The following is a 24,371-nucleotide window of genomic DNA, read 5'->3' as shown; positions in this document are numbered from 1 at the left end:
TAAATTACATTGCAAATGAAAAAAGGGGAATTTAAAATGGGTAAAACAAAGAAAAAGGGCAAATTATTATCATTTGATTTTTGGCAAAAATTCGGAAAAGCTTTATTAGTAGTTATAGCTGTTATGCCAGCAGCTGGATTAATGATTACTTTTGGTAAGCTTTTAGGAATGTATTTTGAAGCTGATATAATACAAGCTATATCTAGAGTAATGGATAATATAGGGTGGAGCATTATAGGAAATCTTCATATATTATTTGCAGTTGCAATAGGTGGATCATGGGCTAAAGAAAGAGCTGGAGGGGCTTTTGCAGGATTATTATCATTTGTGTTAATTAATCGTATTACAGGAGCAATTTTTGGTGTAACTACAGAAATGTTATCTGATAGTACAGCAACAGTTAAATCTTTATTAGGAGCTACATTAACTGTTCCAGATTACTTCACAAATGTTTTAGGATCACCAGCACTTAATATGGGAGTGTTTATTGGTATTATCTCAGGTTTCTTAGGAGCAACATTATTTAATAAATATTACAATTATAATAAACTACCACAAGCTTTAAGCTTTTTTAATGGAAAAAGATTTGTTCCTTTCGTTGTTATTTTATGGTCAACAATTACAGCATTAGTATTATCAATAGTATGGCCTTTTGCACAAGGGGCATTAAATAGTTTTGGTATTTGGCTTGCAAATTCAAAAGATACGGCTCCTGTTTTAGCACCATTTATATATGGAGCTTTAGAACGTTTGTTACTACCATTTGGTTTACATCATATGCTTACTATTCCTGTTAACTATACTGAGTTAGGTGGGGTTTATACATCTTTAACTGGTGCAGCTGCAGGAACTGTGATTGCAGGGCAAGATCCATTGTGGTTTGCATGGATTACAGATTTAATTAACTTTAAATCTGCAGGAAATATGACAGAATATAATAACTTATTAGCTACAGTTGTTCCAGCAAGATTTAAAGTAGGACAAGTAATTTTATCAACTGCATCATTATTAGGGGTTGCCTTTGCTATGTATAAAAATGTTGATGCAGATAAGAAGAAAAAATATAAATCTATGTTTGTATCTATAGGATTAGCAGTATTTTTAACAGGTGTAAGTGAACCAATAGAATTCTTATTTATGTTTATCTCACCAGTACTTTATATTGTTTATGCAATACTTACAGGTTTAGCATTTGCATTAGCAGATATAATAAATTTAAGAGTTCATGCCTTTGGAGCAATAGAACTTATAACTCGTATACCAATGCTTGTTAATGCTGGATTAGTTGGAGATGTTATTAATTTTATAATTGCATGTTTAGCGTTTTTCGGAATTAATTTTGGAGTATTTAATTTCTGCATTAAAAAATTTAAAATACCTACTCCAGGACGTCTAGGAAACTATGATGAAGAAAAGGAAAGTGAAGAGGTCAAGGAAGTGGCTGTAGATAAAACAACAGCTAACGATACATTAGCCGTAAAAATAATTTCTTTATTAGGAGAGAAAGAAAATATTGAAGATGTAGATGCTTGTATGACTAGGTTAAGAGTTACTGTAAAGGAAGTTTCTAAAGTAGCTGAAGAAAAAGAGTGGAAGAGAAATGGTGCATTAGGATTAATATTAAAAGATAATGGAGTACAAGCAATATATGGGCCAAAGGCAGATGTTTTAAAATCTGATATTCAAGATTTATTAGGAGTATAATATGAAGCTTTTAACTTTAAATTGTCATTCTTGGCAAGAAGATAATCAAATTGAAAAAATTAAATATTTGGCTAAGATAATAAAAGAAAAACAATATGATGTCATAGCGCTTCAAGAAGTTAGTCAAAAAATTAATTCGAAATTATTACAGGCTATGATAAAAGAGGATAATTTTGCACAGCTATTAATTGAAGAGTTAAATAAAATTAATGAAAGTAAATATAACTTTATATGGGATTACTCCCATATAGGTTATGATATATATGAAGAAGGATTAGCCATATTAACTAAACATAAAATAAAAGATTGTAAATCATTTTATGTTTCTAAAAGTGATAATAAAAGAAATTATAGAAGTAGAAAAATTATAAGTATCACAGTTAATATTGAAGGTAATGATGTTGATTTTTATAGTTGTCATACTGGATGGTGGAATGATGATATAGAACCTTTTAAATATCATGCTGATATGCTTATTGAAAATATAAGTGATGATAGATTAGCTTTTGTTATGGGGGATTTTAATAATAATGCATATGTAAGAAATGAAGGTTATGATTATTTAATGAAATTAGGTTTAAAAGACACTTATGTAATGGCTGAGGAAAAAGATGATGGTGTTACAGTAAAAGGTAAAATTGCAGGATGGGAAATGCAAGAAGAAGATAAAAGATTAGATTTAATACTGACAAATAGAGAAATAAAAGTTTTGAGATCTAAAGTTATCTTTAATAAAGATAATAAACATATTATCTCAGATCACTATGGGGTAGAAGTTTTAATATAAATATGATGATGATATTTATTTATAACTGTTAATAAAATTTATTATCATTTTAAAAGAAAAAAGGAAGAGAGTGTAAATATTATGCAATATTCACACTCTCTAATTTTATTAACTTATTTTTTTGTGGAGTTAGTTATTTCATTCCTTGTTCGTATTGTTCAACCATTCTCTTAACCATTTCTCCACCAACGCTTCCGCATTGTTTAGAAGTTAAGTTTCCGTTGTAGTCTGTGAAAGGAACACCCATTTCGCTTGCTACTTCATTCTTAAATTTTGATAATCCGTTTTTTGCTTCTGGTACTAACTTTTGAGCCATAAAAGACCCTCCTTTAAATAAATTAATATTTATTTTCCTTTGTAAGTAATCTTTCTTACTTACACTAGTATTATGTGTAGAAGTAAATTATATAATCTATAAAAGTAAAGGAAGTATAGGAAAAAAAGAATATATTAACTAAGATGTGGAAGTGGAAAAATATCATAAAAGAAAATTCAATGCATATTTTGATAAGAAGTTTATCAAAATATGCATTCAAAAATAGTTAATTTCTTTTAAGTTTAAGCATTGTAACGACTATTGGAATTGTTATTAGGGCTGAAACTATAGCTTCAGGAATTCCGTTTGTTAATCCAACAGTAAGCAAAGTGCCAGCAACAGCTTCTCTTGAAATTTCTCTAGCTTGTGCATATTGATCAAGATATAGAATATAAGTTAATCCTAATACACCAATTGTATTAGTTAATGTTCCTAAAACTGCAGCTATTCCAGCACATACTCCTGTATTTTTAATTTTACTTTTAAATAGTTTGAATGAATAATAAGCTACAATACCAATTAACATTCTTGGAATTAATGCCACAATAGGATTCCAGAATATAAAAGAAGTTAAGCCAGGAGCAGTAATGTTTTGATACATTGAAAATAATCCAAAAATTAAACCTACTGATATTCCGACTACTGGGCCTTCTAATAATGCTCCTATGATTACAGGAATATGCATAATAGTAAGACTGAATATTGGTAAACGTATTAATCCTAATCCGCTTACACCAAGGAATATTGAAATTCCACCTAGAGCTCCTATGAGAACAAGTCTTCTAGTCTTAGAGCTAGATTTTTTTTTATTTTTCATTGATCTCTCTCCTAATTTATTATTAAAATTTTATAACTATATTCAAACATTAATTTAATATAAAGCGATAAATTATTCAAGTATTATTCATCATATAAATAAATAAAACACTGAATAATGAAATAAAATGTTGAATAGCACAGGAAATGTAGTATATTATGAAAGTGTAAACTAATTACACAAGGAGATGAAGAAAATGAGATTATTTAGTATTAATGATTTGAATTTTAATGAAGAGGATTTTTTAGATAATATAAATGAATATGAAGATATAATTCCTATAATTGAAGAACTGCAAAATTTTTTAAGTTATGATGAAATTGAATGTGTTGGTGAAAATGAATGTTGTAATAAAACCAATAAAAATTATATAGTAGAAATTCAAGGATTTATAGATGGAAATGATGAGTTTATAACTAAGGAAGAACTTGAAAATAATCCTACAAGAGCACAAGGTGAAATAATGGATTTATTTGTAATAAGATTATATAAGTGTGTTGATTGTGGAAAATGGATTATAGATATTTTGGAGTAAGATTAAATGGCAAAAGGAACTATTATGTTTAAGAATATGGCCAACAAATTTAAAGTTTATTTAGAATGTAAAATAAGTGATATAAAAAATATAAAAGAATTAGGGATAATAGAAGTATTAAATAGAACTAAGGTAATTATTATTTCATTAATTTCTTTTATGATGATTTTTGGATTTATATTGTTTAATGCAATAAATATAAGTGAAGAGGAAATGCTAGAGGATTTAAAAAAGTCATTAATTACTGAAAATAGCTTCAAAATAGCTAAAATTATAAGAGTAAGGGATGAAAAAATATCAGAAAGTGAATTTAAGCCTCTTTTTAATTATTACAGTGGAAATGAAGATAAAATAAAAAAATTAATAAATGAATTAAGAAAAAATGGAGAATACGGAAATTTTGAAATAAAAAGTAAGCAAGGACTATTTTATAAAAGATATTATATTGCTTTAGATACTGTTGAAGTTGAATTTACTACTAACACAAAAGATATAAAGGTTGAATTTGAAGATAAGAAATTTAATTTGCAGGATGTTGCCCAGTTTGATGTTATTCCAGGTATTTATAATGTTAAATATACTTATGAAACACAATTTGGAGATATTTGTAATGATATTAATATAAGCATACTTGAAGACAAAAAGGTTGAACTTAAGATTGATGGCAATTATGTTACTTTATATTCAAATTTTGATGATGCAAAGGTATTAATAAATAATGAGAATACAGGTTTATTAGCAAAGGAGATTAAAAACTTTGGGCCTATACCTAAGGAAAAAGATATAGTAATTAAATTACAGAGAGAATTTCCTTGGGGAACTATAGAAAGTGATGAAGAAAATATAAGTAATCAGGAATATATTAAGCTAGATATAAGCATGGTAAATGATGAATTAATTAATATTGTAAGTAAAGATATTAATGGGTTTTATGAATCCGTATTTGAAGGATTAAATAAAAGAAATAAGGAGAACATCATTAATTGTACAGAGAGTGTTAGAGATTCAGTATATAATTATATAAATGAAAAAACATTACTATTTTCTAATAATTATGAAATTGCAGATATGAATGTAGAAATTGAAAAAAGTGATTTTAAATATGAAGATAGTGTATATAAGGCAAGTGTTGTAACAAAGATTAATTATAATATCTATAAAAAAATATTACCTTTCTTTAAAACTTATAATGAGAGTTCATTTATATTAGGATTAGAATATATTGATAATAACTTTCGAATAACTGAAATACAAAAGGTTGAAATAGAGTAAAGTTTAAAACAAATGATGATAAGATGGGGGATATATGAAGTTTAAAAACAAAATTATTTATGCAGTATTAATTATATTGTTAATTAATACAAATTATGTTTTTGCCGAAAAAAGTGATTCAATTAAAAATGAAATAGAAGATAATAAAAATAAAATTGAAAGTTTAGAAGAGGAAAAATCTAATCTGAATAGTGAAATTCAAGGGAAAAAAGATGAAGTTAGTGATTTAGAAGAGATTATTACTGAAAAGGAAAATGAGTTGTATGCTCTTCAAGTTGAAATAAGTGAATATCAAAAACAAATAGATAATATGCAAAGTGAAATTTCTGAGTTAATTAACTCCATAAATGAAAGTAAGTTAGAAGTTGAAAATAAAGAGAAATATGTTGTGGAACTTAAAGAGGAAGAGAATAGAATCAAGGAATTATTAGACGCAAGAATTAGAAGTGTTTATAAGGTGGATTTATCAAAACAATATATTTACATGTTAATTAAAAGTAAGAATATCTTTGAAATTTTTCAAAATCTAAATAATATAAATCAAATAATAAATTTTGATAAAAGTTTAATTAAGAGCTATAAGGAAAATCAAGAAATTATATCAGATGAGATTGCACAAATAGAACTTAAAATTAAAGAGCAAGAAGAGTCGCAGTTAGCAATAGAAGAGAAGCAAAGTGATATAATGGAAGCAAAAAATAAAGTTGTTGCAATTCAAAATGAAGAGGAAAGCAAGAGAAATGAACTTTTAGCAATGCAACGAGAAAAGCAAGATAGTATTATTGCTTTAGAAAATGATAGTGAAAAGATTAGTAGTGAAATAGCACATTTAGAATCACATAATGAAGAGTTAGAAGCAGAACTTGATAGAATAATAAATAATGTTAGTGGTAGCAATGGGAGTAATGGGGTAGACAATAATTTACAAACAGATAGTGGATTTTTAAGACCTGTTCCAGGTAGAATTACTAGTAATTATGGATATAGAGTTAATCCTGTTACAGGAGAATATAAATTACATAAAGGTATAGATTATGCAGGGAATTATGGAGACCCAATTAAAGCATCTAAAAGTGGTGTAGTTGAATATTCAGGGTGGATTACAGGATATGGAAATACAATTATTTTAGGACATGGAAATGGGGTACAAACATTATATCCACATGCTCAAACATTAGATGTTGATTATGGAGATACAGTTAAGCAAGGTGATGTAATTGCTACTGTAGGTTCAACTGGAAATAGTACAGGCCCACATTTACATTTTGAAATAAGAATTAATGGGCAAGCTGTTGATCCTTTAAATTATATACCGTATTAAAGAGATAAAAGCTGTATCTTTAAAGATACAGCTTTTTGAATAATTAAATATAATAAAGAAAATAATACTCAGGTAGTTTTTGTTTTATAAAGAATAAAAACCTGTGCAAAGTGCACAGGTTAAGGGATTACAATCACTTAAGAAAGGGAATAAGTGATTGTGTGGGGTTTTATTAAAACTCTATAATTTATTAAATTATAGAGCGGTATGGGCTATATTAATAAGTATTTTATTGAATACTATAGTTATATTATACAATATAATTTAATAAAATCAAATAATATTTACAAAAAAAAGTTGAAAAAATTTTTTTTGTGTATAAATCTAGAAGAAAATAGATGGTAAAATTAAATAAAATAACAATTATAGGGAGGAATAAAAATGAAAAAAAGAGAAAATATGCTTAAGGATACCCCGGATTATGAACCTTATTCAGAAAATGAAGTTAAATTAAGTATTAAGGAAATGAGGGAGTTAGGGCTTATTAAATGCGGTGGTTGCTGCAATAAGGGGGGAGGAGCATGTGATAAAAGAAAAGGATGTAATAAAAAGTGCTGTAATAATAAATAAAGATATAAAAGGAAAAAATGAAATGTCGAATTCTAAGGAAGAAAACTTTGGAAAAAATATAAAATTATAATAGATTTGTAGAATAAAAATATTGTTAATTATAAATGAAATTAATATTAATATCTTGAATATATATTTAATTAAAGGGAAAGCATTTATTAATGAAGGTGTATTAGAAGATGTGTGAAAAAATTTTTAAGAAGAATATAAAAAGGGATTAAGAGTAATAATTTATATTAGTAATGTCTTGAAAGAACATGTGATAATTGGTAAAATATATCGTAATTAGTTAATTGATTTTTTGGTTAAGAATAATAGATTGGTTATATAGGAAAAGACATATTAATTATTAATATATACAGATGGTAATTTGTGTATATTATGTGTAGTAAGAAAAATATTAGATGTTTTTTGCTTTTTATGAACAAACATTTGAAAAAATTAGCTTTAATATGTTATAATAAGCTAGTTGTATTAATCAAACAAGAGATACTTTTTTAGGAGGAATATACAATGGAAGCTAAAATGGAAAAAATCGACGTAAATGTCGTTAAATTTGAAGTAAAGGTTGAAGCTAATAAATTCAATGAAGCTTTAACAAGAGCTTATAAGAAGAATGTTAAGAATTTTAATGTGCCTGGATTTAGAAAAGGTAAAGTTCCAATGAATGTAGTTAAGCAATATTACGGTGTTGGAGTTCTTTTAGAAGATGCAGTTAATTTTGCAATCGATGGATCTTATAGTGAAGTATTAAAAGAAAATAACATAATCCCAGTTGACTATCCAAAAATAGATGTAGTAGAAGTTGGAGAAGGAAAAGACTTTGTTTATACTGCAGAAGTAACTGTTTATCCAGAAGTTGAATTAGGTGAATATAAAGGATTATCAGTAGAAAAGAAAACTTACGAAGTAACTGAAGAAGAAGTTGCTAAAAAGCTTAAAGAAATGCAAGAAAAGAATGCAAGAGTTGAATCTAAAGAAGAAGGAACAGTTGAAAATGGAAATATAGCTGTTATTGATTTTAAAGGATTTGTTGATGGAGAAGCATTCCAAGGTGGAGAAGGTCATGATTACTCTTTAGAAATTGGTTCTAAAACTTTCATAGATACTTTCGAAGAACAATTAGTTGGAGCTAAAGTAAATGATACAGTAGAAGTAAATGTTACTTTCCCAGAAAACTATGGTAAGGAAGAGTTAAATGGTAAGCCAGCTAAATTTGAAGTTACTATTAAAGAAATAAAGGTAAAAGAATTACCAGAATTAGATGATGAATTTGCTAAAGAAACTTCAGAATTTGATACAATAGCTGAATTAAAGGCTGATATTACTACTAAGTTAGAAGCAGCAAATGCTGAAAGAGCTGATAGAGAGTTTGAAGAAGCTGTAATTAATGCAGTTGCAGAAAATGCAAAGGTTGAAATTCCAGCTGTAATGGTAGAAAAAGAAGTAGATAAAATGGTTCAAAACTTACAACAAAGATTACAATATCAAGGTTTAAATTTAGAACAATACTTCCAATTCACTGGAACTGATGAAGAAAAGATGAGAGAATATATGAGAGAAAATGCAGCTACTAAAGTAAAAGTTGATTTAGTTTTAGAAGCTGTAGAAAAAGCTGAAAACATAGATGCTACTGAAGAAGAAATAAAAGAAAAAGCTGTTGAAGTTGCTAAAATGTATTCTGCATCAGAAGATGATAAAATGGTTGAATTATTAATGCAAAGCCAACAAGCAGCATTAAGATCTGATGTAATCACAAACAAAGCAGTAAAATTCTTATTAGAAAATAATAAATAGTCCTAATTTAATTGCCAGAAGAAATTCTGGCAATTATTCAAATATTTCTTTAACAAAATAAAGTAAATTTTATATAATTTTAATATAATTACTTTTGATTAGTTGGATATATTATAAGTAAGAAGGGTTTTAAAGAGAAAAGGAGGGAATTAAGTATGAGCAATTATATTCCATACGTTGTTGAACAAACAGGAAGAGGAGAAAGGTCTTATGATATTTTTTCAAGACTTTTAAAAGATAGAATTATTATGCTTAGCGGCGAGGTAAATGATGTAACTGCTAATCTTGTAGTAGCTCAATTATTATTCTTAGAAAGTGAGGACCCAGATAAAGATATATATCTTTACATAAATAGTCCAGGAGGCTCAATTACTTCAGGAATGGCTATTTATGATACTATGCAATATATTAAATGTGATGTAAGTACTATTTGTATTGGTATGGCAGCATCAATGGGAGCTTTCTTATTATCAAGCGGTGCTCCAGGTAAGAGATATGCTCTTCCAAATAGTGAAATTATGATACATCAACCTTTAGGAGGATTCCAAGGTCAAGCAACTGATATTGATATTCATGCAAAGAGAATATTAAAGATAAAAGAAACTTTAACAAGAACTATGGCTGAATCTACTAATGGAAAAGTTGATTATGAAACTATGGTTCAAATGTGTGAAAGAGATAACTTCATGAGTGCTGATGAAGCATTAAAAATTGGATTAATTGATGAAGTAATAGTAAAAAATAAAAAATAATTATTTTTGGCAATTTCATGCCAAAGTGAGGTGAGGTTATGGCTAAATTTGAAGATAAAAAGCAATTAAAGTGTTCATTTTGTGGTAAAAATCAAGATCAAGTAAAAAGATTAATTGCTGGGCCTGGAGTATATATTTGTGATGAATGTATAGATTTATGCTCAGATATAATTCAAGATGAATTTGAAGATAATGTAGAGTTAGATACTACAGCTCTTCCTAAACCAAATGAAATAAAAGAATATTTAGATCAATATGTTATTGGGCAAGATAGAGCAAAAAAAGCACTATCTGTAGCAGTTTATAACCATTATAAAAGAGTAAAAGCAAATACGTATGATGATGATATAGAACTTCAAAAAAGTAATATATTATTATTAGGACCTACTGGTTCAGGTAAAACACTTTTAGCTCAAACATTAGCAAAATTTTTAAATGTTCCATTTGCAATAGCAGATGCTACTACATTAACTGAAGCAGGATATGTAGGAGAAGATGTAGAAAACATTTTATTAAAATTAATACAAAATGCTGATTATGATGTTGAAAAAGCTGAAAAAGGTATAGTATATATTGATGAAATTGATAAGATTGCTAGAAAATCTGAAAACCCATCCATAACTAGAGATGTATCTGGTGAAGGGGTTCAACAAGCATTATTAAAAATATTAGAGGGAACAACAGCTTCTGTTCCACCTCAAGGTGGAAGAAAGCATCCGCATCAAGAATTTATCCAAATTAACACATCAAATATTTTATTTATTTGTGGTGGAGCTTTTGATGGAATTGATAAAATCATTCAAAAAAGAACAAGAGTTAGCACTATGGGATTTGGAGCTGAAATACAATCAAAAGAAGCAAAAGATGTTGGAGAGTTATTAAAAAATGTTCTTCCAGAGGACTTGTTGAAGTTTGGTTTAATCCCTGAATTTGTAGGAAGATTACCAATGGTAGTTTCTCTAGAATCATTAGATCAAAATGCATTAATTAATATTTTAAGTCAACCTAAAAATGCATTAGTAAAACAATATAGTAAATTGTTTGAATTAGATAATGTAGAGTTAGAATTTACTGAAGATGCACTTAAAGCTATTGCAGATGAAGCTATAGCAAGAAAAACAGGTGCTAGAGGATTAAGAGCAATTGTTGAAGATATAATGATTGATGTAATGTTTGATGTACCATCAGACGAAAATATAAGTAAGGTTGTTATAACTGAGGATTCAATTAAATCTAAGAAGTTACCAGAATTAATTAGACTTGGTGAAAATGAAGTTAGACCTGTTTTAAAAACTAAAAAAGCTAAAAAAAGAAAAGGCATGGAAACTGCTTAAAAAAATCACCTCTAGATTTCTAGAGGTGATTTTTTTTATTTTTGAACGATACCCTTAATATAGAAAAAATAATATTTATTGCTACATATTATGGAATAATAGAACAGTTATAGGTTAATAATACAAAGAGAGTTTAGAAAAAAAGGGAGGATATAAATTCATGAGTGAGATAATGATTATTTTACAAACTATAATGATGGTTCTATTTATCATATACTTATTTAATAGCAATAAAGCTACTCGTTCTAGAACTGTTGTAGTTGATAAAGAAAATAAAAAAGAAATGGAAAAACTTTTGAAAATGAGAAGGATAAAGCTTTCAGAACCTTTGACTGAGAAAAGTAGACCAACTTCATTTGATGATATTATTGGTCAGAAAGATGGGATTAAAGCTTTGAAAGCAGCCATATGTGGTCCTAACCCTCAACATGTTATTATTTATGGACCGCCCGGAATAGGTAAGACTGCTGCTGCAAGATTAGTACTGGAAGAAGCCAAGAGAAAGGAAAAATCACCATTTAAAGAAAATGCTAAATTTGTGGAGATTGATGCTACCACAATTAGATTTGATGAGCGTGGAATTGCAGATCCTCTAATAGGATCAGTGCATGATCCTATTTACCAAGGGGCAGGTGCTTTGGGAGTGGCTGGAATACCTCAACCTAAACCAGGCGCAGTTACAAAAGCTCATGGAGGAATATTATTTATTGATGAAATTGGTGAGTTGCAACCTATTGAAATGAATAAACTACTAAAGGTTTTAGAGGATAGAAAGGTATTTTTAGATAGCTCCTACTATAGTTCTGAAGATCCTAATATGCCGACTTATATTAAAGAAATATTTGATAATGGATTACCAGCTGATTTTAGGTTGATTGGGGCAACAACACGTAGTCCAGATGAAATAATTCCGGCTATTAGATCAAGATGTGTTGAAGTGTTTTTTAGAGGCTTGCAACCAAATGAAATAAGGGAAATTGCCCAAAAAGCAATTAGTAAAGTTGGGTTAAATACTTCTGATAAGGGATTAAATCTTATAAGTAGATTTTGTAACAATGGAAGAGAAGTAGTTAATTTAATTCAATTGTGTTCAGGAATTGCTATTAATGAAGAAAGAGATTATATTACTGAGGATGATATTAAGTGGGTAATAGAAAATGGTCAATATACAGAAATACAAGAAAAGAAAATTTCAGATAGACCAGAAGTTGGTGTGGTGAATGGGTTAGCTGTACATGGAGCTAATATTGGAATGCTTATGGAAATAGAAGCAACGGCAAAGAAGATAGAAGGTAGGGCAGGGGAGTTAAAGATTTCAGGTATTATTGAAGAAGAAGAAATTACTATGAGTAATAGGAAAGTAAAAAGAAAAAGCACCGCATTTTCTTCAATACAAAATGTATTAACCGCTTTAAATAATATATATGATTTAAAATGTGATAAATATGATATACATATTAATATTCCAGGAGGTATACCGGTAGATGGACCATCAGCAGGTATAGCAATTGCTACTGCTGTATATAGTGCTATATTAGAATTACCTATAGATAATAAAGTTGCGATGACAGGAGAAATTAGTCTTTTAGGTACGGTTAATCCTATAGGTGGTGTTAATGCAAAAATATTAGCAGCTCAAAAAGCAGGGGCAAATAGAGTTATAATACCAGCTGATAACTGGAATGAATCATTTTTGAATTATGAAGGAATTGATGTGATTAAAGTTTCTAATATAAAAGAGGTATTAGACGTGTGTATATTAAATAATGATAAAACAAAAATTGATATTCTTTCAGCAAAGGCAAAGGAGTTATAAAGAGTTAAATGACAAATGCTGATTATAGGTATTTGTCATTTGTTTTTCCTATTTAAACCTTCACGGTAATAAATTAATATGAGAATTAGTATAAAGTTGAAAAAAAATAGTTTTACGTGTATAATTTAAAAGTTAGATATTTTATTTATGATGATTAGAATGGAGGGGGAAAATGAATACTGATTCTATTTTATTACCGTTAATACCTCTTAGAGGTATTACTATTTTTCCCAATATGATTATACATTTTGATATTGGAAGAGAAAGGTCTATTGCAGCTCTTGAAGAAGCAATGTTAAATGAAAGCAAAATCTTCTTAGTTACACAAAAAGACCCTGAAGTAGAAATTCCAGAAAGTAAAGACGATATGTATAGTATAGGAACTATATGTAAAATTAAACAAATACTTAAGTTGCCAAAAGGAACTACAAGGGTTTTAGTTGAAGGGCTTGAAAGGGCTACACTATTAGAGTTTGAAGAAAAGGAAAAATTCTTACAAGCTAAAATTGAAAAAATAGTAGAAGAAGCAACTGAAGTTGAAAGTAATGAAGATATAGCTTTCAGAAATCAGTTAGGAAAAGCCTTTGCAGAGTACATTTACTCAACAGAAGGTGATGATAGTAAAGTACTTAAAATGATGGAGCAAGAGAAGAATTTAAGTAAGATTACTGATTTAATAGCCGCTTATATTCAATTAGATGATAAAAAGAAGCAATCAATATTAGAAACTATAGATGTTTATGAAAGAATAGAAAAGTTACTTGTGTTTATTGATGAAGAAATTCAAATAGTTGAAATTGAAAAAGAAATAGGCAATAAAGTTAAGAGTAAGATTGATAAGAGTAATAGGGAATATTTCTTAAGAGAACAAATTAAAGCTATTCAAGATGAACTAGGAGAAGATGAAGAGTCAAAAGAAATAAACAAATATACGCAGCAATTAAAAAAGCTTAAACTTTCTAAAGAAGTAAAAGAAAAGGCGGAATATGAATTATCGAGATTAAAAACATCAAATTCAAGTGAGGCTAACAATATAAGGAATTATCTTGATTGGCTAGTAGCAATTCCTTGGAATAAAGCTACGAAAGATTCATTTGATATTAAAAAAGCTGAAGAAATTTTAGATAATGAGCATTACGGTTTAGATGAAGTTAAAGAAAGAATTTTAGAATATTTAGCAGTAAAGAAATATACAAAGTCTTTAAAGGGCCCTATACTTTGCTTAGTAGGACCTCCTGGAGTTGGTAAAAGTTCAATAGCTGAATCTGTGGCTAAATCATTAAATAGGAAGTTTGTTAGGATTTCATTAGGTGGTATTCGTGATGAAGCTGAAATTCGTGGGCATAGAAGAACATATATTGGTGCTATGCCAGGAAGACTTATTTTTGCTTTAAAAGAAGCTAAGGTTAATAATCCACTAATACTATTAGATGAAATAGATAAGTTAAGTAATGATTATAAGGGAAATCCTGCTGATGCTTTATTGGAAGTATTAGATCCAAAACAGAATAAAACATTTAGAGATAGCTATATGGAAGTTGAAACTGATTTATCTAATGTAATGTTTATAACAACAGCAAATTCATTGGATACTATTCCACATGCTCTTTTAGATAGAATGGAAATAATACAGGTTTCAGGATATACTTATGATGAAAAATTTAATATTGCAAAGAATTACTTGGTAAAAAGGGTAATGGATGAATGTAATGTTGAAAATAATGCAATAAAGATATCAGATAACGCAATTAAAGAAATTATTAATGGTTATACTAGAGAATCTGGAGTTAGATCTTTAGAAAGACAAATTAATAAGGTTGTTAGAAAAAGTATTACTGAGTTAATAAAAACAAATAAAAAGAGTATTATTGTTTCTTCAAGTAAGTTAGAAAAGTATTTAGGACCAGTAGTTTTTGAGTATGATAAAGAAGAAAAAGAAGATAAGGTTGGAGTTGTTACCGGGTTAGCATGGACTGCATATGGAGGAGATACATTACCAGTTGAAGTTGCAGTAATGAAGGGAAGCGGTAAGTTAGAATTAACAGGACAATTAGGATCTGTTATGCAAGAATCTGCAAAGGCAGCATATAGTTACGTTAGAGCTAATGTTGATAAGTATGATATTCCAGCAGAATTTTATAAAAAGAATGATATTCACATTCATGTTCCAGAAGGTGCGGTACCAAAGGATGGCCCATCTGCAGGAGTGACAATGGTTACTGCTTTAGTATCTGCATTATCTAAGAAAAAAGTTAAAGGTAGTGTAGCTATGACTGGAGAAGTAACATTAACAGGAAGAGTATTACCTATTGGTGGAGTTAAAGAAAAATGTTTAGCAGCACATAGAATAGGAATAGAGACTGTTATTTTACCAAAAGATAATAAAAAGAATGTAAAAGAAATACCATCTTCAATTAAGGGGAAATTAAATTTAATTTTTGCTGACAAGGTTGAGGATGTATTACAAAATGCATTAATCGGAGTTGATGATAATGATAATTAAAAATTCAGAATTTATTATATCTGCTGTTAAAAGGAATCAATATCCTATAGATGGTAGAAATGAAATTGCCTTTGTTGGAAGATCTAACGTAGGTAAAAGTTCAATAATAAATGCCTTAACAAATAGAAGAAAACTTGCTAAAGTTTCACAAACGCCTGGTAAGACAAGATTAATTAATTTTTTCTTAATAAATAATGATTTTTACTTAGTTGATTTACCGGGATATGGATATGCTAAAGTTTCTAAAAAGGAAAAAGAAAGTTGGGGTAAAACTATTGAAATGTACCTAACTGATAGAGAAGAATTAAAAAGAGTAATTTTACTTGTTGATTCAAGGCATAAACCAACAGCTGATGATATCATGATGTATGAGTGGATAAAGCACTTTGATTATGATTGCATTGTAATTGCAACAAAAAGTGATAAATTATCTAATAATGAATTAGGTAAGAGTAAAAAAATAATAAAAGAAACACTTGGACTTGGAAGTACTGATAAATTTTATTTCTTCTCTTCATTAAATAAAAAGGGAAAAGATGAGTTAATAAATAATATTTTTGAAGATTTATCAGAAGAGGCAAAGTCAGTTTAATAAAAAAGCTACCTGTGAAAGGGTAGTTTTTTTATTGGAGAAAAAGATAAAAAAATTATTGGATGGGAAGGGAAAATAGTGTCAAATGAAAATAAAGAGAATAGTATATAGTATAAAAACAAAAAAATAAATCATTAGGAGGAATGTAAAGATGCCTAGTATGCATGATATGATTGATGAATTGAATGACATGGATTGTCCTAGTTTTTCTGCATCAGAACCTGTTGGAAATAATTTTTTAACTACTGGTTGTGGTTTTGGTAGCTGGATTTGGATATTATTAATTTTATTCTATGCTGGACAAGGTGGAACTGCTAATACAGGATGCTGCTGTGGAAATACAGCTTCAAATAATTGCTGTTGTAATAATTCTTATAATAATGCTTATAATAATGGATCATTCTGTGGTGGAGGATATTTATTCTTACTTGTAATATTATTCTTATGTAATGGTACTTTTGGTTGTGGAAATAATGGATTTAATACAAATTGCAATGGATCTCTACTATAGCTTAGTAGGAAGGAGGAATAATTATGTCAAAGAAGAGAAATAAGAAATGTTGTTGTCAAGAATGTTGTGAACCTTGTTGCTGCAATAATGCTACAGCTAACAATTATGGATCATGCTGTGGAAATGTTTTTGGTGGATTAAATAATTGTGTAGCACCAATTATATTTTTATTAATTGCTTGTGGATCAGGACTTCTTAATAATAATTGCTCATATTTAATAATCTTATTATTCTTACTATGTGGTGGATCTTATGGAAATCTATTTGGAGGAAATACCGTAGGAAGCAATTGCTGCTGTGAAAGTGACTGCTGCTGCTAGTTAAGAGGATGGAGGGTCTTTATGACCCTCCAAAAAAATATCCTTTTTTATAAACATATACAGTTTAATTACATATAATGGAGTAAAGAAATAATTTGGAGGTACTTATATGTCCAAGCGTAAGCATAAAAATAGAAGCGATACTAGACGTGAAGGTACAAGTGATAATAGAAATAATGCTAACGTAAATGCCAATACTAATAGTAGACCAACATATAATAATGGACCATTTGGTATAAACCCTAATCAATTATTAAGTAGTATGTTTGGAAATATTGATATGAATCAAATAAATAGTTTATTACAATCAATGAATACACAAGGATTTGATTTTAATAATTTAAACTTGGGAAATTTAATGGGGAATATAAACAATATGGGAAATGAATCAAATATAAGAAATAATTCAAATGATAACAATCAATATTCTTCAAATAATGAGAATGTTAATACTATAGATGATGATTTAAACTTTACTACAAATGAAAGTTTTGCTGGTAAAGGAGAAAGAAATGATGAGAATATTCAAATGCTTAGAGCTATTAGAAGTATTGTAGGTGGCGAGAGAGGTAGATTCATCGATAGGGTAATTACTATGTATAACGATGGTATATTTGATGAGTAATAAAATTTTAAAGGTGTATAAAATTGAGTAAAAGGTTAATACTATTAATGTACCGGAGAGTATTCTCCTATAGCGAATGAAGAGAAATCTTCATTAAGCTAAACCCCCCCATCCCCCTTTTAGGCCGCTTTTTTTAGCGGCCTTTTATATTACTTTTTTATTATGGAAGATATTTTAAATTGATTTGATTCATCTATTTCTGCAGTAACATATAAGAGGAGTTCTTTTGGTTTTGAATCAGAGCTAGTAAAATTGATTTTCTCGAAAGATAGTATCCAACATAATGAAGATGTATTACCAAATTCATTCCAAGTAGTATCATAACAATAAGCTTTTTGAAATGAATATCTATAATTACTTTTATCTAAATTCCATAATAGTCCTAATTGATCACTTTCTATTGTAGAGGTAAATATATCTGGAGCATCATCGAGCTCATAATCAGCCTCAACACAATCTATTAATAATTGAATAGAATTAAGTGAAGGTATCTTTGGTGAACTAAAACTAATATCTTTCAGTGTGGTAGAATTTAAAATATAGCCTTCTGTAGCTTCATCACCCTTAGAAGAAGATGTTGTATAAATTTTAGGGGTTTTCGAATTGTTAAAGTCTAAAATAGATAATATATTATTTTGAGTAAAAAATACTTCTTGAAAGCTATTATTTTCCCATTTAAAAATATAAAAAGTTGATTTGTTGTTTTTTAATCCACTTATTATTATTTCGGGAATCTTATTTCTATTCAAATCTATGTATGAAATTTTTATAGCGCAAGATGGAGAAATATCAAGTAAAGAATAGTCAAATTCGTTACTTTTTAATAATGTTTCTCCCAGAGAGTTTTTAATTTTTATTGAATAAGTTGAATTGGTAGAGATAATGGATAACTCATCATTTTCGCCATCGCCATCAAAATCATATTCCTGATTATTTTTATTGCTATTATATGCATTTGATAGAGTTTGTGAATTTCTCATGTATGTATTTAAATATAATCCTAAAATGATTACAAAAAAAATTAATGGTATTAATTTTAAAAAGTTCTTTTTTTGTAAATTAAAATTAAACATAGCATCACCTCAGTAAAGTATATGTGATTGCTATACAATAAATAACTTTAAGCAAGAAAAAAAGTCAGTAGAATACTACTGACAATCTTTACATAATCCATAGAAGAAAAGTTTGTTCCATTTTACATTATAGTGAGTATTTTCTTCAACCATTTTATTTAATGGTGAAAAATCTATGTCGCATAAATCATCAACTTTACCACATTGAATACATTGTATGTGACCATGTTCACTACAGTTTCCATCATATCTAAAGTTTCCTTCACCAACATTTAATTCTTGAACCAATCCTATTTCAACTAAGGTTTTTAGAGTTTTGTAAACGGTAGCAAGACTCATTGTTGGATAGTTAGGTTGTAATGCTTTATAAATTGTTTCGGCTGAAGGGTGTTCACTTGTGCTTTTTAAATATTGATAAACAGCTAATCTTTGGGGCGTTAATTTTAATTTCTTTTCTTTAAATGTTAAAATTATATCATCCATTAATGACACCTTCCTATATTTATTTAATATAATTATATAAGAAAATATTATTCTTTGTCAATAATATTTATTAATTAATAAAGTGGTATAAATAAAATAATATTGTAAATATATACATATTGTGATATTTTATAAGAAGAATTAATTTGCACATATAAAAGATGTAAATTGCATAATATAAAGTTTAGTATTATGTTTAAATTAAGGAGGAGAATTTTTATGGCAAAATATAAAGTAGGCGATGAATTATTAATAATTAATGATCCTAGCGAAGAAAATGAAAAATTAAAATCTTTAACTAAATTAACTCTTGACGGGGATTATGCACAAATATCATGGGGATTAAAAATAGTTAATGTTGAGTATGAAAAACCTTATGTTACATTAACTTATACTAATGTTGATGGTGAATTAAATAAAGTTTTTGCTGAATGTAAAGATATTGAGAACTTTGATCAACAAAAGGTTTTAGAAAAAGCTTTATTAAAAGCATTCCAAAATGAAATAATTAAAATTTCTGTAGTTAAGAACTCAGCATTAAAGAGATAGAAAAAAAGAAATAGTAAAAAAGAACTAATTTTGATGAGAAATTAGTTCTTTTTTTATTGAAATATTATAAAAATATTGATTTAATGAGAAATTATGTTATATTATATATAAATAGTATAAAATAGTGAGATATCAAATTAATATTTATCGAAAGTAAAATTTTTGTAAAATGTCATAAAAATATGTATAAGTGTTTATTTATTGATAAAAATCATATATAATAAGTATGTGATTTCGTTTACAGGTAAGTGGGGGTATGGGTTATGAGTAAATGTCCATTTTGGTCAAGCAGAAGGGAAAAAGTTAGTTGTAGTAATGAGTGTCCAATGAGTCCAGCTCTAAATAACAATGAAATTTGCCCTTTTATTGAACATTTAGCAGAGGAAAAGGTTGTTTTTAAGGATATACTTGATGAGGATTTTGCATATTCTCAAAATACTAAGCTAGAATATATGATACCTTCTTATATAGGGTATAAAGATGAATAAATAAGAGTCACTGAGTGTTTTCTCGGTGACTCTTTTAATTTACTTAGATTTTTCAATTAATAACTCTTGTTTTAAATTCCAAAGTTTAGGTGAAAGGTCCACGTAGTAAGTATGAGGATTTTCGAATCTTAAAATTTCAGGCCATAACTTTGAAGTTTCTTGTTTTGAAAACTTTTTAATATCAAGTACAGAAGGTGAAGTATACACTTGATTACCATTATCAAAGATTTTAACTAATAAATCTTTTGCATAGAAATTAGTAACTTTCTTTCTTTTCCAAGTATGAACAGGATCGAAAATTTCTAATTCAGAACTTTCATCGATTACTTCATCATTTAAGGCAATAACATCAGCAATAGCTACATCTGTAGTCTTATCAAATAATCTAAATATTTTTTTGAAGCCAGGGTTAGTTATTTTTTCACTATTTTCACTAATTTTTATTTTAGGAATCACGGTAGAATCTTTTTCTACAGCAACTAGTTTATATACGCCTCCAAATACAGGTTCTGATTTAGCTGTTATTAATCTTTCACCAACCCCAAATGAATCTATACAAGCTCCTTGAGCTAACACATCTCTTATTATGTGTTCATCAAGTGAGTTAGAAACTATTATCTTACAATCTGGATAACCTGCAGCATCTAAAGTTTTTCTACATTTTTTAGTTAAGTAAGTTATATCTCCAGAATCTATTCTTATTCCTGTAGGTCTTTTCCCAAGAGGGGCTAATACTTCATCAAATACTTTAATAGCATTTGGCAAGCCAGATTTTAGAACATTATAAGTATCAATAAGTAAAGAACAATTATCAGGATAAGTTTCTGCCCATGATTTAAATGCTTCATATTCAGTATCGAATAATTGAACCCAGCTGTGCGCCATTGTTCCAACTGCAGGAATATTAAAATATTTATCAGCAATTGTACAAGCTGTAGAATCACATCCACCTATTATAGAAGCTCTTGCACCGTAAATAGCACCGTCATAGCCTTGAGCTCGTCTAGAACCAAATTCCATAACAGTTCTACCATCAGCAGCTCTACAAATTCTATTAGCTTTAGTAGCAATTAAAGTTTGATGATTAATTGTTAAAAGAATCATAGTTTCAATAAATTGAGCTTGAACAACAGGTCCTCTAACAGTTACTAAAGGTTGATTAGGGAATACAGGATTTCCTTCAGGAATAGCCCATACATCACAAGTAAACTTAAAATTTCTTAAGTAATCTAAAAATTCCTCAGAGAAAAGATTTTTTTCTTCTAAATATTTTATATCACTTTCTGTAAAAGAAAGGTTATTTAAATATTCAATAAGCTGATCTACACCAGCCATTATACAATATCCACCGCCATCAGGAACTCTTCTAAAATACATATCAAAATAAGCTATTCTATCTTGAACACCCTTATTAAAGTAGCCATTAGCCATTGTTAATTCATAAAAATCTACTAACATAGTAAGATTTCTTTCATTGGTAACATCAAATCTCATTAAATTTTCCATATTTATCTCCTTTATTGAAAAATACCTAAAGTTATTGTACAACTATATATAAATTATTACAATATAGTTATTTATATAATAATTATGGAGATAATTAAAATAAATAACTTAAAGGAGAACATATGAAGATATTATTAGACAGTTATCAGGTGAAAGCTATTAATATAAAAGATAAGAACACTTTAGTAGTAGCAGCTCCAGGTAGTGGTAAGACTACAGTAATAATTAATAGAGTTAATTATTTAATTGAAGAAAGAAAGGTAAAGATAGGGAACATAATTGTTATTACTTTTACACGTGCTGCTGCAGAAAATATGAAAACAAGGTATAAGAATAATTTCAATAAAAATGTGGCTCCGTTTTTTGGAACATTTCATGGATTGTTTTATAAAATTTTATTAAGGGAAGGTTATGAAATAAATATAATTGACAATGGGAAAGGACATGGAATTGTAAAGAGTGTATTAGGAAAGTATTTTGATGATGTTAATGATGATAAAATACGAGAGGTTTTAAATAATATTTCTCTTTTTAAAACTTCTTTAGGCGATATAGAAAACTTTAAGCCTTCAATTTCTATGGAAATATTTAAAGAATGTTATGAACATTATGAAGAATATAAAACTAAAGAGAAGTTATGGGACTTTGATGATTTATCTATTAGGGTATTATATTTGTTTAAAAATAACAAAAATATTTTAAGTAAATATAAAGAGATATTTAAGTATGTATTAGTCGACGAATTTCAAGATTGTGATGAACTTCAAATAGAATTTATTAAGATGATAAATCCTCAAAATGAATTATTTGCCGTAGGTGATGAAGATCAATGTATTTATTCATTTAGAGGCTCAAAGCCAGAGTATATGATAAATTTTTCAAAGTCATTTAAAGATGGTAAGAAGGTATATTTATCAACAAATTACAGAAGTAAAAAAAATATTGTAGATATATCTAAGAAATTAATTGCTAATAATTTAGGTAGAAATAATAAGGAAATAATTTCTTATGAAAGTGATAAGGGAGTTGTTAAGTTATTTAAGCCTTATAATGAATTTGCTCAAGGAGAAGAAATAGCAAATATTATAAAAAGTTTTGTTGGAGAAAATTACAGTAATAATGCAGTGCTTTATAGAACAAATATGGAAGCAAGAAGTTTAGTTGATACTTTTACTAGAAGAAAAATACCTTTTGTTTTATTAGATAAAGGATATAATTTCTTTGAACATTTTATATGTAAGGATATAATAAATTATTTAACTTTATCTATAGATCAATTTAATAAAGAAGCTTTTAATTCAATTATTAATAAGCCATTTAGATATGTAAGTAAAAGTAATTTGAGTTATGTTTCTTCATATAGGGAGCATAGAAATGTTTTTGATATTTTAATTAATAAAAATGATATACCTCCATTTCAAGCAAAGAAACTTGATGAGTTAAAGAAGGAAATTATATATCTTAATAAAATTTCATTAGGTAGTGCAATTCAATATATAATATCTTCACTTGGATATATTGATTATTTAAGGGAATATGCTAATAAATTTAATCAAAATTTTAGTGATTTAGAAGATGTATTAGAAGAATTAAAAGGTGCAGCAGAAGGTTTTAAAACTATTGTTGAATTTTTGGCTCATGTAGAAAATGTTAAGGAAGAAATAGAAAAGAGTAAGGTAGTTCAAGATGGGGTTATTTTGAGTACAATCCATGGCGTAAAAGGAATGGAATTTAAAAATGTATTTATTATAGATTGTAATGAAGAAACTATTCCACATAAGTCATCAATGGAAGATAACTTAGAAGAGGAAAGAAGACTTTTTTATGTTGCAATTACTAGAGCTATTAAAAATTTATATGTCTTTTCACCTAAGACTATAAGGGGTAAGTTTAGTGATATGTCTAGATTTATTTTAGAGAGTGGATTAGAAGAGGAAAGTAGCGTTGTAGATTATGGTATTAAAACTGGAGATAGTGTTTATCATAGACAATATGGAGATGGTAAGGTTAAGTCTATAGAAGGTGATAAAATAACTTTAGATTTTAAAGAAGAAATTTTAAGAACATTTTCTCTACGAGTATTAATGGAAAATAATTTGATTATATTAATTAAGTAACTTTATTTAATTAATATTTATTATTCTGGTAATAATATTAAATGATACGGGAAAATCTTTTACTAGAAGGTAGGAGTAGCTATGGAAAAATATATAAAAATTCTTAAACTATTGATATTTACATGTACTTTGTTTATAGGGATAAACCTATGTCAGCTTTATCCTGAAGCATATTCACCTGAAGAAGGGCAAAAAATAGAAGCATTTATAGATAAAAATGAAGATTTACTTAGCAGTGAAGAAAAAGATAATTTAAGTGAAATAATAAATAAATTAAATAAATATGTTGTATTATCACAAGAAGAAAGAGAATATATTAGGGAATGTGAATTAAATGTGATAAGAAAAAAGCTAGGCGATGCACAATTTGAGGAGTATAAAAAGTTAATTGAAAAGAGAGCATCAGGTGCAGAATTCCAACAACCTGAAAGATTTAGATTATATGAACTGGAGAAAATGTTAAGATAGTATTAAAAAATCTATAAATTATTAAACTAATTGAATAAAAGAAATACATAATATATAATTAATTCAATAGGCTTATATTTCAAATATAAGCCTGTAAATTTTTTGGGGAGAAGTT

General features: G+C 27.8%; 24 protein-coding genes. 19 read left to right on the top strand and 5 right to left on the bottom strand.

The genetic code is table 11. The features are described 5' to 3' along the window. Positions 1–36 precede the first annotated feature (36 nt). Positions 37–1,704, top strand: a complete 1,668-nt coding sequence (locus TY07_RS05055; RefSeq protein ID WP_042396275.1) for a PTS transporter subunit IIBC — start codon at positions 37–39, stop codon at positions 1,702–1,704. A gap of 1 nt (position 1,705) precedes the next feature. Continuing rightward, the gene (locus tag TY07_RS05050; protein ID WP_042396273.1) at positions 1,706–2,491 is read left to right on the top strand and encodes an endonuclease/exonuclease/phosphatase family protein; all 786 of its coding nucleotides are present in this window, start codon (positions 1,706–1,708) and stop codon (positions 2,489–2,491) included. Between the two features lie 133 nt (positions 2,492–2,624). Here TY07_RS05050 and TY07_RS05045 read toward each other — a convergent pair whose 3' ends face one another. Both TY07_RS05045 and TY07_RS05040 read right to left on the bottom strand, forming a co-directional pair. Then, positions 2,625–2,807, bottom strand: coding sequence for an alpha/beta-type small acid-soluble spore protein (locus TY07_RS05045; protein ID WP_042396270.1), 183 nt, complete (start codon positions 2,805–2,807; stop codon positions 2,625–2,627). Positions 2,808–3,033: 226 nt separating this feature from the next. Next, complete coding sequence (locus TY07_RS05040) at positions 3,034–3,624, bottom strand: ECF transporter S component (protein ID WP_042396268.1); 591 nt, start codon at positions 3,622–3,624, stop codon at positions 3,034–3,036. A 196-nt stretch (positions 3,625–3,820) separates the two neighbouring features. Between TY07_RS05040 and TY07_RS05035 the strand changes: the two genes are divergently transcribed. From TY07_RS05035 to TY07_RS04975, 13 genes are all read left to right on the top strand, one after another. Then, positions 3,821–4,159, top strand: a complete 339-nt coding sequence (locus TY07_RS05035; protein ID WP_423752209.1) for a hypothetical protein — start codon at positions 3,821–3,823, stop codon at positions 4,157–4,159. A 6-nt stretch (positions 4,160–4,165) separates the two neighbouring features. After that, positions 4,166–5,431: a TcaA 3rd/4th domain-containing protein gene (locus TY07_RS05030; RefSeq protein ID WP_042396264.1), complete on the top strand. Its 1,266-nt coding sequence runs from the start codon at positions 4,166–4,168 to the stop codon at positions 5,429–5,431. 34 nt (positions 5,432–5,465) lie between these two features. Next, positions 5,466–6,752, top strand: a complete 1,287-nt coding sequence (locus TY07_RS17195; RefSeq protein ID WP_052330614.1) for a murein hydrolase activator EnvC family protein — start codon at positions 5,466–5,468, stop codon at positions 6,750–6,752. Between the two features lie 381 nt (positions 6,753–7,133). Further along, a complete protein-coding gene (locus TY07_RS05020) occupies positions 7,134–7,322 on the top strand; it encodes a hypothetical protein (protein WP_042396261.1) in 189 nt (62 codons plus the stop codon). Between the two features lie 513 nt (positions 7,323–7,835). Beyond that, positions 7,836–9,119 (top strand): trigger factor, encoded by a 1,284-nt coding sequence (gene tig, locus TY07_RS05015; RefSeq protein WP_042396259.1) that lies wholly within the window; start codon positions 7,836–7,838, stop codon positions 9,117–9,119. A 155-nt stretch (positions 9,120–9,274) separates the two neighbouring features. Next, complete coding sequence (clpP, locus tag TY07_RS05010; RefSeq protein WP_042396253.1) at positions 9,275–9,871, top strand: ATP-dependent Clp endopeptidase proteolytic subunit ClpP; 597 nt, start codon at positions 9,275–9,277, stop codon at positions 9,869–9,871. A gap of 38 nt (positions 9,872–9,909) precedes the next feature. Then, positions 9,910–11,205 carry an ATP-dependent protease ATP-binding subunit ClpX gene (gene clpX / locus TY07_RS05005; RefSeq protein ID WP_042396251.1) on the top strand — a complete coding sequence of 432 codons (1,296 nt, stop codon included), beginning with the start codon at positions 9,910–9,912 and terminating at the stop codon, positions 11,203–11,205. A gap of 160 nt (positions 11,206–11,365) precedes the next feature. Further along, on the top strand, positions 11,366–13,021 hold the full coding sequence (gene lonB / locus TY07_RS05000) for an ATP-dependent protease LonB (protein ID WP_042396249.1): 1,656 nt from the start codon (positions 11,366–11,368) through the stop codon (positions 13,019–13,021). A gap of 172 nt (positions 13,022–13,193) precedes the next feature. Further along, entirely contained in the window at positions 13,194–15,524 is a 2,331-nt protein-coding gene (lon, locus tag TY07_RS04995) for an endopeptidase La (protein ID WP_042396247.1), read from the top strand. Further along, positions 15,514–16,116 carry a ribosome biogenesis GTP-binding protein YihA/YsxC gene (gene yihA, locus TY07_RS04990; protein ID WP_042396246.1) on the top strand — a complete coding sequence of 201 codons (603 nt, stop codon included), beginning with the start codon at positions 15,514–15,516 and terminating at the stop codon, positions 16,114–16,116. The genes lon and yihA overlap by 11 nt, the downstream gene beginning before the upstream one ends. A gap of 151 nt (positions 16,117–16,267) precedes the next feature. Continuing rightward, on the top strand, positions 16,268–16,627 hold the full coding sequence (locus TY07_RS04985; RefSeq protein ID WP_052330613.1) for a hypothetical protein: 360 nt from the start codon (positions 16,268–16,270) through the stop codon (positions 16,625–16,627). Positions 16,628–16,650: 23 nt separating this feature from the next. Then, the gene (locus TY07_RS04980) at positions 16,651–16,947 is read left to right on the top strand and encodes a hypothetical protein (RefSeq protein ID WP_042396244.1); all 297 of its coding nucleotides are present in this window, start codon (positions 16,651–16,653) and stop codon (positions 16,945–16,947) included. Between the two features lie 109 nt (positions 16,948–17,056). After that, entirely contained in the window at positions 17,057–17,572 is a 516-nt protein-coding gene (locus tag TY07_RS04975) for a hypothetical protein (RefSeq protein WP_042396243.1), read from the top strand. Positions 17,573–17,721: 149 nt separating this feature from the next. Here TY07_RS04975 and TY07_RS04970 read toward each other — a convergent pair whose 3' ends face one another. Beyond that, the gene (locus tag TY07_RS04970) at positions 17,722–18,645 is read right to left on the bottom strand and encodes a hypothetical protein (RefSeq protein ID WP_042396241.1); all 924 of its coding nucleotides are present in this window, start codon (positions 18,643–18,645) and stop codon (positions 17,722–17,724) included. Between the two features lie 75 nt (positions 18,646–18,720). Beyond that, on the bottom strand, positions 18,721–19,128 hold the full coding sequence (perR, locus tag TY07_RS04965) for a transcriptional regulator PerR (protein ID WP_042396239.1): 408 nt from the start codon (positions 19,126–19,128) through the stop codon (positions 18,721–18,723). 219 nt (positions 19,129–19,347) lie between these two features. Here perR and TY07_RS04960 point away from each other — a divergent pair, with 219 nt between their 5' ends. Together TY07_RS04960 and TY07_RS04955 are read left to right on the top strand one after the other, a co-directional pair. Further along, positions 19,348–19,677, top strand: a complete 330-nt coding sequence (locus TY07_RS04960) for a hypothetical protein (protein ID WP_042396237.1) — start codon at positions 19,348–19,350, stop codon at positions 19,675–19,677. A 263-nt stretch (positions 19,678–19,940) separates the two neighbouring features. Then, positions 19,941–20,165 carry a hypothetical protein gene (locus TY07_RS04955; protein ID WP_042396235.1) on the top strand — a complete coding sequence of 75 codons (225 nt, stop codon included), beginning with the start codon at positions 19,941–19,943 and terminating at the stop codon, positions 20,163–20,165. 39 nt (positions 20,166–20,204) lie between these two features. Here the strand turns inward: TY07_RS04955 and TY07_RS04950 are convergent, their stop codons facing one another. Next, positions 20,205–21,671 (bottom strand): nicotinate phosphoribosyltransferase, encoded by a 1,467-nt coding sequence (locus tag TY07_RS04950; RefSeq protein WP_042396228.1) that lies wholly within the window; start codon positions 21,669–21,671, stop codon positions 20,205–20,207. Positions 21,672–21,793: 122 nt separating this feature from the next. On the opposite strand from TY07_RS04950, the gene TY07_RS04945 reads away from it, so the two are divergent. Together TY07_RS04945 and TY07_RS04940 are read left to right on the top strand one after the other, a co-directional pair. Next, positions 21,794–23,788, top strand: coding sequence for an ATP-dependent helicase (locus tag TY07_RS04945; protein ID WP_042396225.1), 1,995 nt, complete (start codon positions 21,794–21,796; stop codon positions 23,786–23,788). A gap of 81 nt (positions 23,789–23,869) precedes the next feature. After that, positions 23,870–24,256: a hypothetical protein gene (locus TY07_RS04940; protein WP_042396224.1), complete on the top strand. Its 387-nt coding sequence runs from the start codon at positions 23,870–23,872 to the stop codon at positions 24,254–24,256. The last annotated feature ends 115 nt before the right edge of the window (positions 24,257–24,371 follow it).

Source organism: Clostridium saudiense, from assembly GCF_000577815.1.
In the GTDB taxonomy this organism is placed as follows: Bacteria; Bacillota; Clostridia; order Clostridiales; family Clostridiaceae; genus Clostridium; species Clostridium saudiense.
Note: the sequence above shows the minus strand (reverse complement) of the source record. Positions and strands in the feature narration are given on the sequence as shown.

Coding starts and splice junctions, on each gene's coding strand:
- TY07_RS05055 (WP_042396275.1), top strand. CDS start 37: ATGGGTAAAACAAAGAAAAAGGGCAAATTATTATCATTTGATTTTTGG.
- TY07_RS05050 (WP_042396273.1), top strand. CDS start 1,706: ATGAAGCTTTTAACTTTAAATTGTCATTCTTGGCAAGAAGATAATCAA.
- TY07_RS05045 (WP_042396270.1), bottom strand. CDS start 2,807: ATGGCTCAAAAGTTAGTACCAGAAGCAAAAAACGGATTATCAAAATTT.
- TY07_RS05040 (WP_042396268.1), bottom strand. CDS start 3,624: ATGAAAAATAAAAAAAAATCTAGCTCTAAGACTAGAAGACTTGTTCTC.
- TY07_RS05035 (WP_423752209.1), top strand. CDS start 3,821: ATGAGATTATTTAGTATTAATGATTTGAATTTTAATGAAGAGGATTTT.
- TY07_RS05030 (WP_042396264.1), top strand. CDS start 4,166: ATGGCAAAAGGAACTATTATGTTTAAGAATATGGCCAACAAATTTAAA.
- TY07_RS17195 (WP_052330614.1), top strand. CDS start 5,466: ATGAAGTTTAAAAACAAAATTATTTATGCAGTATTAATTATATTGTTA.
- TY07_RS05020 (WP_042396261.1), top strand. CDS start 7,134: ATGAAAAAAAGAGAAAATATGCTTAAGGATACCCCGGATTATGAACCT.
- tig (WP_042396259.1), top strand. CDS start 7,836: ATGGAAGCTAAAATGGAAAAAATCGACGTAAATGTCGTTAAATTTGAA.
- clpP (WP_042396253.1), top strand. CDS start 9,275: ATGAGCAATTATATTCCATACGTTGTTGAACAAACAGGAAGAGGAGAA.
- clpX (WP_042396251.1), top strand. CDS start 9,910: ATGGCTAAATTTGAAGATAAAAAGCAATTAAAGTGTTCATTTTGTGGT.
- lonB (WP_042396249.1), top strand. CDS start 11,366: ATGAGTGAGATAATGATTATTTTACAAACTATAATGATGGTTCTATTT.
- lon (WP_042396247.1), top strand. CDS start 13,194: ATGAATACTGATTCTATTTTATTACCGTTAATACCTCTTAGAGGTATT.
- yihA (WP_042396246.1), top strand. CDS start 15,514: ATGATAATTAAAAATTCAGAATTTATTATATCTGCTGTTAAAAGGAAT.
- TY07_RS04985 (WP_052330613.1), top strand. CDS start 16,268: ATGCCTAGTATGCATGATATGATTGATGAATTGAATGACATGGATTGT.
- TY07_RS04980 (WP_042396244.1), top strand. CDS start 16,651: ATGTCAAAGAAGAGAAATAAGAAATGTTGTTGTCAAGAATGTTGTGAA.
- TY07_RS04975 (WP_042396243.1), top strand. CDS start 17,057: ATGTCCAAGCGTAAGCATAAAAATAGAAGCGATACTAGACGTGAAGGT.
- TY07_RS04970 (WP_042396241.1), bottom strand. CDS start 18,645: ATGTTTAATTTTAATTTACAAAAAAAGAACTTTTTAAAATTAATACCA.
- perR (WP_042396239.1), bottom strand. CDS start 19,128: ATGGATGATATAATTTTAACATTTAAAGAAAAGAAATTAAAATTAACG.
- TY07_RS04960 (WP_042396237.1), top strand. CDS start 19,348: ATGGCAAAATATAAAGTAGGCGATGAATTATTAATAATTAATGATCCT.
- TY07_RS04955 (WP_042396235.1), top strand. CDS start 19,941: ATGAGTAAATGTCCATTTTGGTCAAGCAGAAGGGAAAAAGTTAGTTGT.
- TY07_RS04950 (WP_042396228.1), bottom strand. CDS start 21,671: ATGGAAAATTTAATGAGATTTGATGTTACCAATGAAAGAAATCTTACT.
- TY07_RS04945 (WP_042396225.1), top strand. CDS start 21,794: ATGAAGATATTATTAGACAGTTATCAGGTGAAAGCTATTAATATAAAA.
- TY07_RS04940 (WP_042396224.1), top strand. CDS start 23,870: ATGGAAAAATATATAAAAATTCTTAAACTATTGATATTTACATGTACT.